Origin of the sequence: Maribacter ulvicola, from assembly GCF_900155985.1 — a bacterium.
Lineage (GTDB): Bacteria > Bacteroidota > Bacteroidia > Flavobacteriales > Flavobacteriaceae > Maribacter > Maribacter ulvicola.
The window spans coordinates 1-12683 of the sequence record NZ_FTMA01000005.1 but is presented as its reverse complement, the minus strand read 5'-3'; the positions used below and the strand labels follow the sequence as shown (position 1 = coordinate 12683).

The following is a 12683-nucleotide window of genomic DNA, read 5'->3' as shown; positions in this document are numbered from 1 at the left end:
TAGTCGTCTTTATTCAATTACGCTAAGGTTTTGGTCTAGTATTATAGAATCACCTTTATCCATAGTATATGCTATTATTTTAGCGCCGTATCTTATTTTTGCCGGGTTGCCAAGTCTAGAGGTTATTTTTACTTTCTGTAAGTCACCGTTTTCCCATTCAATATCAACTTCAAAACCACCACGGGCCATTAACCCAGTTATTTTCCCTTTTGGCAATGCTTTTGGTAGTGCCGGTAATATATTTATTTCATCATTATGTGATTGTAAAAGCATTTCTGCCAAGGCAGCGGTTGCTCCAAAATTACCATCAATTTGAAATGGTGGATGGTCATCAAACAAATTAGGTAACGTTTTGTGTGCCCATAGTTCAACTAAATTTTCCCAGATTTTATCACCGTCTAAAAGACGTGCATAGAAATTCATAATCCACCCGCGGCTCCAACCGGTATGTCCACCACCTTTAGACAATCTAGATTCAATTACTTTTTCTGAAGATTTCATAAATTCTGGGGTATCTTTCCAATTAAACTCATTGGAGGGATATAAACCGTACAAATGTGAAATATGTCTATGTCCGGGCAACGCTTCTTTTAAGTTTTCATCTGACCACTCTAAGATTCTTCCGTCTACACCAATTATAGAAGGGGTAAGGTTTCTTAATTGCGATTTCAACTTTTTTCTGAAGGTAACATCTATTCCTAATTCTTCTGAAGCTATTATTGTGCCGTTAAATAAGTGACGTACTATTTGTAAATCCATTGCAGGACCCATGGTAAGTGATGCTTTATCTCCATTAGGAGCTAGAAATACATTTTCTGGTGACATTGATGGACCTGTAACTAGCATTCCGGTTTTAGGGTTTTTAACCAAGAAATCTGATAAAAATAATGAAGCTTCCTTCATAACAGGATAACCTAAAGATGCTAAAAATTCTTTGTCTTCCGTAAATAAATAATGTTCCCAAAAATGTGTAGTAGCCCAAGCTGCACCCATAGGCCAAGATCCATATTGGGTACTACCATATGCCGTTGTAAAACGTGATAGGTCTGTTGTATGATGCGCCGCAAAACCACGAGCTCCATAAAGTTCTTTAGCGGTTTTTCTTCCGTTCTCCCTAAGGCTGGCAATAAATTTTAAAAAGGGTAAATGGCATTCAGACAAATTTGTAATTTCTGATGGCCAATAATTCATTTGAGCATTGATATTCATATGGTAATCTGCATTCCAGGCAGGTGCTAAGCCATCGGCCCAAATGCCCTGAAGATTTGCAGGTAAGCTATTTTCTCTTGAAGAGCTTATCAATAAGTAGCGACCAAAATGAAAATATAAAGTAGCTAATGATGGATCATAAACTCCCCGTTTTTGTGCATCAACGCGTTCATCTGTAGGAAATTTTGCAGCTTCTGATGCGGGTACCTCAAAAGTCATTCTATGAAATAACCTTTGATAATCTTCCACATGGTCTTTAAATATGGCTGAATAAGTTTTGTCTTCTATATTGCTTTGATAGCTATCACATATTTTAGAGGGTTCGTCACCAAAGTAATCGGTAGCCACAACTATTCTAATTTCTAGACTATTGGCCTTTTTAATAACAAGACGGTTATTTTCTGAAGTTATGGAACCTCCATCAGTTGTTACCAAAACCCTAGCTTCATACTTAGTACCGTTGCCATTGCTCAAATGCTGGGTCATAACCAGCATATTTTTTGTAACCTTAACCAATTCACCTTCACCGGGTCTAGACAGGTTCAATGTACAATCAATATTACCAGGTTTACTAGCATCGGCTTTCATAACAATGGCTTGGTCCACAGTAGAAGCGAAGACCGTTCTATTGTGCCAAACACTACCTGTTTTAAATTTTGTGTTTACCGTAGCATTATTTAAATCTAGTTCTCTATAATAATCAGAATAAGTATTTATGCCATTAAAAATGATATCAAGATCTCCTAAGGTCTGGTAGGTATTGGTGCCTCCATCTAACCTTTTGCCCATGATTTTGGACAAATGCAATTTTTCCGCTTCCTTGTATTTTCCTTTAAAAAGTAAATTCCGTACTTGATCTATATATTTATGGCCGTCTTTTACATCTTCTAACTGCTCACCATCTTTTTTAAAAATAGTTTCTTCATTTAATTGTAAGCGTTCTGTGCTTACGCCTCCGAATACCATGGTGCCAATACGACCATTTCCAACCGGTAAAGCTTCGTTCCAAGTATTTGCGGGTCGCTGAAACCAAAGTTTAAGATTGTCGTCTGATTGGGCTTGGATACCCAATAAATTAAAAATTACTAAAAATAGGACTAGTAGTATATTGGGCTGGTTATTCATTGATTTGTACTGCTTGGGAGTTTCCATTAGAATTTATTGAGGTTATAGAATAATGATACTTTTTTTTGCGATTTAAATTTTCTACCAATAGTGTCTCTGTTTGCGCTGAACTAAAATAAATGTCCCTATTTATATTACTATTTACTTCTCTAACACTTAGATGGTAACCTATAGCTTTATAAACGGGCTCTATGGTAATTAGGGCTTTGTCCCCTTCTCGTAATATTCCTTTTACTATTGGCGGTTTAGGAAGTAAACCACCATCAGGAATTACTTTTATCTCATGGCTCCACTCACTTGTAAATCCCCATTGTACTCTTCTTCTCATTCTATAGTAATAAATTTTACCATTTTCTAAATGAGGTATTTGACTTACCCCAACATTTTTGAAGGTAATCATCTTATCATACTGGTTGGGTTTGGTACCGTATTTTACATCGAACAAATAGTCTGATTTATCTACAGAATACCCTACGAAAAAACTATTATTAGAGGGGGCGGTATTTCGAATTATTGGCGGTAGTTCATCCTTATCTGGTTGTAAAGTAATGATGTCGGTAGATGATTCGCCAAAATTATTTATAGCTGTTAATTGTACTTTATAGCTAACACCCCAACCTACACGTGGAATATCAATATAATCATTTATAGTAGGTATTGTTTCTTTAGTTAAAGTTTTGGTACCATAGTTTGCTTTTACGCTTGTGATGAATGGTGATTTTTCAAATATTATTCGTGTTTTTCCGTCACCTGTATGAATTTCTTTGATATTTGGAATAGGCGGCTTTGCTGTAAAAACAGTAGAACTAAAAAGGGTATAGTTTTGTGGGTCAATTACTTTTATTTTTAAATACTGACCATCATTTTTCGGTATTTTCCACTTTAGGTCTTTTATAAATTCTGTATCGCCCGGATTCATTTTAGGTAGTGTAAGAAAATTACCTGATACTATTTTTCCTTTGTTATCAATTACATACCAAACTAATTTATAGCCTTGCATTTGGTACGATGGAAAATCATTTATACCTCTGGGTCTTAATTTAAATGTTGTTACAATATCTTCTCCAGGAGTGAGTGTACTTTTAGAATGCTGTAATGGAGCTATTGTAAACGGGGCGTATTCTTTTTGAAATAAACCAAAAGCTTTTTTCTTTTGTCTAAAAACATCTACTATGCCCCAAGATCTATTTTGACTTGGTGGTGTAGACCATGTTGGGCTAGCTTGCCAAAAGCTTCTATAATCATTGAACGTCCATAATGAAACACCAATTGTATGTGGTTTATTTCTTAATTCATCTAGTATGGTAGTAATATCAATTACACCTTCATTTAAGTCTTCACTTGTAAGTTCTTTACCCAATTCTGACATGAAAATGGGTTTGTTAGGGTGTAATTTATTGGTTTTGTCTACTCGGTTTCCCCAGTTAGAGTAGGAGTTAAGCATGATCATATCTGAAAACTCAACCGCATCATTTTCATCATCTGGGGCAGAATCTGAAACATACAAAGCCAACCTATTGGGGTCTGCTTTCTTAGCTTGTAGAATGGCTGTTTTTACATAATCTCTAATTTTAGGGTTTCTACCACCTCCTATTTCATTACCAACACTCCATCCAATTATTGAAGGATGATTAAATTTTTCTTGAATCATTTTTGACAACCATTCTTTGGGAACGCTGTGATCTGGGTCTACCATAGGGTCTTTACCCCAAAGCGATACTTCCTCAAAAGTCATAATGCCTTTTTCGTCCAAATAATCTAACAGTTGTTTGGGTAAAGGAGCATGGCTAAGTCTTGCCATATTAGCACCTAAAGATTTCATTAAATCAATATCTTCTTTAATACGCCAAAGCGGAAGTGTATTACCGGTTGTTCTATCTTCTGCTACCAAATTAAAGCCAACCGGACGAATTGCCTCTCCATTAAGTTTAAATTGCAACCCCTCTACAGTAATATCCCGTATACCAAATTGGTCTATCCTTTGATCCAAATTAGATGGTGTTTCAATGTCCGTAATTATACTTTTATGCGTATATAAATTAGGTTGGTTAAAATGCCATAGCTTAACCAACTTTTTAGGAATTTTATAGGATATCGTTTTATAAACGGTTTTTCCTGCTTCGATTATGAGTTTATGTTGATTAACGGCTGATTTTGCAATGATTTTATCATTAAAATAAATAGAAGAATTTAGAACGGCAACTCTCTTTTTAACGTCTTTATTTACAACAGCCACTTTAATTTTAATTTCGGCAACACCTCTCTCAAGGTCAGGTAAAGCAGTTACATGTTGGTAGTCTATATAAATTTTATTAGAAACTTTTATTGAGACAGGTCTACGAATACCGCCCCAGTTCCAAATAGCTCCACGCTTAAAGGTATTGTCTACCAATACCGTTATTTCATTTTCTTCTCCGTAACGCACATGTTGACTTACATCAAATTCAAATGAAAGAAAACCTAAGTGATTTTCCCCAACTAATTTTCCATTTATCCATACTATTGCATCGTTATAAACACTTTCAAACTGTAGTCTTAGTACCTTTCCATTTACATTTGCTGGAATATTAAAACGTTTTTTATACCAAGCTTTACCGGCATAATCTGCATGTTCATTTTTTAAATCCCAATTTCCTGGAACTTTTATATTTTCCCAAGAACTGGAGTCATGTAGTTGTTTGTACCAATGATCATCTACTCCTTGGTTGTATATATCTGTTTTAAATTGCCAATCGCCATTTAAAGAAATAGAATTTATTTCTTGAGCGGTTACAAGCGTGGTTAATACTAGATATATAATTAATATAAATATTGGAATTTTCATTTTAAGTATACTAGATTTATTAGGCATTAGTATGACAAACATTACTTATCCATTATGCTTATTTCATTCTACCTTTTATCTTTTGAATTCTGATTGGAAAAACAACTTAAATAGTATTATTTTTTTAATTATTTAACTGATAGTTATAAGGTTATATTTTAATTGTTGGATTGGAAAACAAGGGAGAGTTAGATAAGAAATCCCTTAAGTATTTTTAAGGGATTTCTATTATTAACTAAAAAAAACTAAACTGCGCTAATTATGAATATGAATTTTATTAATATCCGGGGTTGTTTGGTAGCAGGTTAGGAGACAACAAGGTTTCTTCAATTGGTATAGGATATAAATATTGCCTTTCAGGGAAATTAGTCTCCGCTAGTACTTTTGCCATTCCAGCTGCCACTAGAGGATTAAAGTCTGCAATGCCGTCTTCATCCAATTCAGGCGTTAAGCCCCAAAACCATAAACCTGGTGTTACTACATTGTCCATTAATGGACCGGTTGGCGCTATATTTACATCTGCATTTGCAGCTACATCCGCTAGCCCGTAATGAAAACCTGTAATGGCTTTTTCGGCAATACGCCATCTAATTAAATCCATATATCGTAATTTTTCAAAAGCAAATTCTGCTCTTCTTTCGTTTCTTATTTTATATCTTAATTCAGCTTGGTTAGTGGTCGTAATGGTTGGGTTAGAATGTCCTGAATTTGCATATGCCCTATCCCTTACTTGATTCATGGCATTTAACACACTGGCATCTATTTGATTTAGTTCAATCTTAGCCTCAGCATACATTAATAATACATCTGCATATCTCATAATCATTCTATTTGGATCCGGTCTAAAAGGATTTTTCCAAGTTTCTTCAACGCCTTTATTCCATAATAATCCATTAAAAGGAGCAAATGCACCTATAGAACGGCTATCATTATTTCTAGTTAATTCACCTGTATTAAAATTCATTACTTCTTTTTTCTCTGGATGCGGATTAAATTCTATTCCTAAGAAGTTTGATCCATCTCTGGGAAGTAATCCATCACCTTCTTCCAAAGATCCAAAGGGAATAATAGTTTTTGCACACCTAGGGTCTCTATTTTTAAAAGGATTTTGAGGGTCGAACAGTGGAGATTCGTCAATGGGTAAACCATCTATACATTCAAATGATGCCAACAAGGCCCAAGTAGGCCCTTGGCCTCCCCATCCTCCATGATTTCTGGGCATATACCATCTAATACGGTCTCCTCTTACAATATTTAATTCTTCATTTCTAGGTAAAGTAAAAACATGTTCTTTAGAATTCCGGGTGGTAGCTGAAAATAGCTCTGAAAAATCCGGGTGTAACTCATACACTCCTAAATCCATACAATCTTTAGCAGCTTGGGCCGCTGTTTCAAAATCTCCCATATATAATGCAGTCCTTGCTTTCATGGCCAAGGCAGCACCTTTAGTTGCATATTGATATCCACTATAAGAAACCGGTAAATTTGATATGGCAATATCATAGTATGCATAAACCTTTTGTAGGATAGTAGCTTTATCTGTTCTGCTCATTTCAAACGTCTCTTCAACACTAAGTTGACTTTCGTAAAATGGAACATCTCCAAAATGTGTAATTAGGTAAGCCCAATTAGAAGCTATCAGGAAATTTGCTTCTCCTAGGAATGTATTTATTTCGTTATCAGAAAGAACTCCATTTTGATTTTCTATTTGTTTTTTTACGGATAGTATTCTTGAAATGGCTTTATAGGCTACAGACCAATTATTAGCAACCGTACCGTCTTCAGCGGTTAAGGTTCCGGCTTTTATTCTATCTAAGGAAGTTCTGACCTGTTTGTCATCATCTATTCCGTTGTCAGAATCATCTTCTATCCAAAATACATGTCTATAACCTTCATTTAAACCCTCTCGAAATTGCTGTGTACTTACAAAAGGAGATGTTGTGGGAGTATCTAATGGTACTAGATCTAGTTCTGTACATGATACAATTGAAAACAGAACTACTGATATTGCTACTATATATTTATTTTTTTTCATTTTTTTCATTTTTTTAAAAATTAGCTTTAATTCCAAAAACAAAAGATTTAGTTAAAAAATAACCTCTTCCTGATGCCTGTTCTGGATCTACCCCATCAGGTAACTTATCAAACGTAAAAAAGTCATTGGCAGAAGCAAACAATCTAATGCTGTTGAATACACCTGTTTTTTCTAGCGCTTTGGAAGGTATGGTATACCCTAAGGACAAGGTTTTAATTTTTAAATAAGATCCATCCATTAACCAATAATCTGAAAAGCGGTAATTATTGCTATTAGATGTAGAAGATATTCTTGGGTATTTTACAGATAGATTTTCTTCTGGAGTTTTATTAACACTCCAATAGCTACTTGCATATTCTTTTGAAGGAGTCAACCAACCACCTACTAAAGGTTGTATATAATCTGCTCCTAAGTTAAAATTGTACTTACCTACGCCTTGAAAAACAAGTCCAAAATCGAAGCCTTTGTAATCTAAATTAATTCTACCTCCATAATAATACCTAGGTCCTGAACTGCCTAAGAATGTTTTGTCAAAATCGTTGATTACACCATCTGGAGTACCATCAGGTCCACTAAGATCTTTATATTTTACGTCACCGGGCTTTACGGCATCACTGGTAAGAGGTGAATTGTCTACTTCATCTTGAGTCTGAAATAACCCATCAGATTGTAAACCATATAGTTCTCTAAATTGGCTACCTTCTTCTGATAGAGTATTGCCAGAAAAAAGACGCTTATCATTGATGTCTCCAATGATAGATTCAGAATCTGAAACATTGGCAGATATAGAAAAATTAAAATCATCACCTATTCTATCGTTCCATGACGCTTGAACTTCCCATCCTTTGGTTTCCATACTTCCTACATTTACCGTTGGGTCGTCAAATCCAACCAAATCTGGCACACTTAAACTTAACAGCATATCCTCTGTTTTTTTGATAAAGTATTCACCTTCTAAAGAAAGTCTATCATCAAATAAGCCCAATTCAACACCAAAATTAGTAGAGTTGGTTGTTTCCCATGAAATATCTGGTGTGGTTAAATAGCGTTGTGCCAATCCTCTAACTAATTCTGCGTTAGCTCCATTTGCAATTAAAACATCACTTATTTGCAACACGGATAAATAGAGGTAATTACCTAACCTATCATTACCCAAACTACCATTAGATGCTTTTAACTTTAGGAATGAAATTGGCTCAAAAGATTCCATGAAGTTTTCGTTAGAAATTGTCCAGGCCGCCGAAATGGAAGGAAAATTACCCCACCTGTAATCACTACTAAACCTAGATGAACCATCACGTCTTACGGTGGCTCCTAAATAATATTTGTTATCAAAATTATAATTGAATCTACCAAAAACAGATGCATAGGCTGTTTCTGATATATATGATCCGTCATCAAAAACTTTATCTGTTGGTGCTTGACTTAGATAAGGAAAGTCATTACTTAAAAATTCCCTGCCCAATACTTCCAAACCTTCAGATTCGTTGGAGTATTCTTCATAACCGCCTAATAATTCAACAGAATGTTTGTTAAATTTCTTATTGTAATTAACAATAGCTTGGGTGGTTATAGAATTATTATTGGTTCTTTTTTCGTTTAAGTTTGTGCTTCCATGATCCTGAATAAAAGCACTTGATCCTAACATTTCAGGATCGTCAAATGCCCAATATCTAACGGTTTTAGAAAAAGATTTAGATTTAAAAAAGTCAAACCTTGGTGCTAAGTTTAAAGAAATCTTTAATGCTTCGATTGGTTTGAAGAAGATACCTAGTTTACCTCCAAACTGATAAGAATCCCCACTGTAAGAACCACCTTCATTTAATCTGGCATATACGTTATTTCCAGACTTACCTTCAGCTATTCTACCGTCTTCCCATAATGCTGCATATATTGGTGCGGCCTGTAAGGCATCACCAGTTGGATCTAAAATTGGTCTTCTATCTTCTACTAATCTAAAGTTGATGTCAGCAATAACGCCTATTTTATCAGTAACTTTTATATCGTTATTTATTCTAGTTGTAAAGCGGGTCCAATCTCTATTAGCATAAAAAGCATCTTGATTTTCATACCCTAACGAAAGATTGGTTTTTAGTTTTTCACTACCAGATGAAACATTAATGTTATGTCTTGTACCGGTAGTCTGTTTTTTAAGGATAAGCCCGGCCCAATCTGTATCTGGGTATAGATCACGGTTTAATTCGGCTGTTCCAGAAGTATATTCATTAATAGTCTCTTCTGACCATTGTGGATATAAGTTTTCATTATTACCGGCATCATTCCAGACCTTTTCATTATCTAATTGCATATAACCAAGGGCATCAACATACTCTCGTTCTTTGGTAGGTTTATTAATAAAATACTCTGCATTATATGTTACTCTTGTAACGCCTGTTTTAGCTCTTTTAGTCGTTATTATTATAACTCCGGCGGCAGCTCTAGAACCATAAATGGCTGATGCGGCTCCGTCTTTAAGAATAGATATACTTTCTACTTGATCCGGTGGTACGTCGTTAAGACTACCTACAGGAATATCATCTACAAGAATTAAAGGACTATTGTCACCTTGTAGCGTGGTGTTTCCTCTAATTCTAATAGTATTTCCTGCTCCTGGTTCAGAAGAAGATCTAGTAACACTTACACCTGCAGCTGCACCTTGCAATGCGTTAGATATATTTGTTACACTTCTTTCTGTAATAGCTTTACTGTCTATAGTAACAATAGACCCTGTTATATCTTTTTTTCCAGTGGTTCCATACCCCACAACGACAACTTCATCTAGTTGGGAACTATCTTCCATGAGCATGACATTAATATAGTTCTGTTGGGTAACGGTTTGGGTTTGCGTTTTAAAACCTAGGTAAGATAATTTCAACATATCGCCTTCAGTTACGTTTATAGAGAATTCACCATCAAAATCAGTTTGAGTACCTTGATTAGTTCCTTCAATAGTAATGTTGACACCGGGTAATGGTACACCTTCTTGATCAGTTACCGTACCACTAATTTTTTTGTCTTGAGACCATAACATGGAGCTAAGGACAAAACACATTAGCATTAAAAAATTCTTTTTCATTTCGTTTGGTTTAGGTTAATTTAATATCGCCAAACTACTATGAATGATTTTTTAAAAATAGAATCAGGTAGAAATAATCGATTGAAAGCGTTTCCGGAAAGGTTTTTATTTTCCGGAAACGTTTCCCTTTTTTAATTATATCGTATATTATTTCTGTTTTTTATAGGATATATTTTTTAATTTCTATTAATAAATATATATTTCGTAATTTATAATTGCTATGAACAAAACTACCATCAAAGATGTCGCAAAAAGACTTAACGTATCGATATCTTCTGTATCGCGTGCTTTCAATGATAAATATGATATTAAAAAAGAAACTAGGGAGCGAATTTTAAGAGTGGCAAAAGAAATGGGTTATCACCCTAATCCAATAGCCCAAAAACTAAAACAGAATAAAAGTTTCAATATTGGTGTCATTGTACCTGAATTTATCAATGAATATTATTCAGAGGTAATTTCAGGCATTCAAGAGGTTTTAAATGTCAATGGTTATCAAGTATTAACAATGCAATCGAACAACTGTCCCTCTTTAGAATTTAAAAATGTTGAAACTCTTTTGAACAATAGAGTAGATGGTTTGATTATTTGCCCTAGTTGTGATAGCGAGAATATGAATTTTTATCTAGAAAAGATAAGCAAAGGGCAACATATTGTTTTCGTGAATAGAGTAAAGGAGTCATTTCCTGCCAAGAAAGTGCTGTTCAATAATATTAAATGGAGCTACCTTGCAACCGAGCATCTTATACAAAAGGGATATAAAAAAATATACCATCTAGCAGGAAACAAAAATCTGTCTATTTCGCATGATAGAATATCCGGATTTAAAAAAGCTATGGAAAAATATAAATTTCCAACTTCAAGTTTTAAAATTATAGAAACCGGACTATTAGCTGAGGATGCAACTGTGATTGTTGAAGAATTAATATTGGATGATGATTTACCCGATGCATTTATGTGTATTAACGATTTGGTAGCCTTATCGGTCATAAGTATTTTATCAGAACATTCCATAGCTGTACCTGAGGATATAGGAGTAATAGGATTTACAGAAACAAAAATGGCAAGCTTAATGTCGCCCAAGCTAAGTAGCGTTAAGCAGCCTACTTATGAAATGGGAAAAACTGCTGCAGAAATGCTTTGTAAATCAATAAATAATATAGTAATAGAGCGCGAAACCGTAATTATGAACGGCGATTTGAATATTAGGAAATCCTCTTCTCGAAGTTAGTAATAACATATAGTTACATGAAAAAACCTAAGCGTGATATTTAATAATCAAGTACTTTACAATTCTAGGTTTAAGGTTACATACATTCAGTCATTAAATCTTGGTAAAGCTATGATTTAAAAATAACAGGAAATCCGGTAGTTAAGCGTTAAATTTTCTATATAATAGAGATTTCTTTGCGGTCCTTTTTGGATTCACCTCATTTTTATTATTCATATACCAAAAGCTAACTGGTCACCTAAATTTTAATCGTTCATTAACCTTTTAAGAAGAAGTTAGAATTGTATGAGTTGTTTTAACTTTTTTATTTCAATTTTTTCTGATTACTGGTCAAATAGGTTTATGATTTAAATTGCGTAATTATATTTTTATATGGCAGTTTTTTGAAGAGAAATATCCTATTAAATTGAGTACATAGGTTATTTACTATAAAAGTGATTGTGCAGGTTTAGGATGTTTTTTGATCTACACTTAGAAAAGTAGTTGGTATTGCGGTTAAAGCGAATTTTTGAATCAATTTAATAGAAGTTTTATCGAATATATAACTATTAAAGTGGTGTTGCTTGGCACTAGTTTTAGAAATCTTATTTTGGTACTGAATAAGTTACCGTTTTCGTAGCTGTGTTAAATGCTTTACAGGAGTAGGATAAATACGAACCATATAGAAGATTTAGGCAATTTATTGAAAAGTTATGTATACCTAATATATTATAAAGAGTGCTATTTACGGATGATTATTTGATAGAATAAATTGTTTCTAAATGTTCAGATTTCAATAATCATCCGTTTTTTTCTATTTGATTTTTTTGATTAAGTGGTTAGGGAAATCCATAGTATGCTCACAGCATACTTGCTCCATTACCTGTTGTAGTTCTGTCTTTAAGAGTGAAATGGTGTGGTTTCCTCCTTTACTTCCCAATGCCGCCACCCCGTACATAAACGAACGCCCTAAAAAGGTGAACTCTGCGCCAGAAGCCATTGTTCTGGCAATATCCGGACCGGAACGTAGGCCACTGTCCATCATAACCTTAATTTGATCTCCATACTTTTCTGCTATTCTGGTCAAGGGTCTAATGGTAGATTCTCCCGCATCTAGCTGCCTGCCACCATGGTTGGATACGATAATGCCGTCCAAGCCTAAGCGGATGGCTTTCTCCGCGTCCATTTCTGATGCTACGCCCTT

Annotated in this window: 6 protein-coding genes; 1 reads left to right on the top strand and 5 read right to left on the bottom strand. The window is 34.5% G+C overall.

Annotated features, from left to right (window positions below; translation table 11 throughout):
- Positions 1-9: 9 nt before the first annotated feature.
- The 4 genes from BW936_RS13380 to BW936_RS13365 form a co-directional block, all read right to left on the bottom strand.
- Positions 10-2361, bottom strand: a complete 2352-nt coding sequence (locus tag BW936_RS13380) for a glycoside hydrolase family 95 protein (protein WP_143744155.1) — start codon at positions 2359-2361, stop codon at positions 10-12.
- On the bottom strand, positions 2327-5158 hold the full coding sequence (locus tag BW936_RS13375) for a glycoside hydrolase family 2 (protein ID WP_076548913.1): 2832 nt from the start codon (positions 5156-5158) through the stop codon (positions 2327-2329). Before BW936_RS13375 ends, BW936_RS13380 begins: the two co-directional genes overlap by 35 nt.
- A 277-nt stretch (positions 5159-5435) precedes the next feature.
- Positions 5436-7193, bottom strand: coding sequence for a RagB/SusD family nutrient uptake outer membrane protein (locus BW936_RS13370; RefSeq protein ID WP_076549336.1), 1758 nt, complete (start codon positions 7191-7193; stop codon positions 5436-5438).
- A gap of 13 nt (positions 7194-7206) precedes the next feature.
- Positions 7207-10269: a SusC/RagA family TonB-linked outer membrane protein gene (locus BW936_RS13365; protein WP_084182084.1), complete on the bottom strand. Its 3063-nt coding sequence runs from the start codon at positions 10267-10269 to the stop codon at positions 7207-7209.
- 220 nt (positions 10270-10489) lie between these two features.
- On the opposite strand from BW936_RS13365, the gene BW936_RS13360 reads away from it, so the two are divergent.
- Positions 10490-11500, top strand: a complete 1011-nt coding sequence (locus BW936_RS13360; RefSeq protein ID WP_076548911.1) for a LacI family DNA-binding transcriptional regulator — start codon at positions 10490-10492, stop codon at positions 11498-11500.
- 793 nt (positions 11501-12293) lie between these two features.
- Here the strand turns inward: BW936_RS13360 and BW936_RS13355 are convergent.
- Positions 12294-12683: alpha-hydroxy-acid oxidizing protein (locus tag BW936_RS13355; RefSeq protein WP_208611124.1), on the bottom strand; the 390-nt coding region annotated here is incomplete at its 5' end.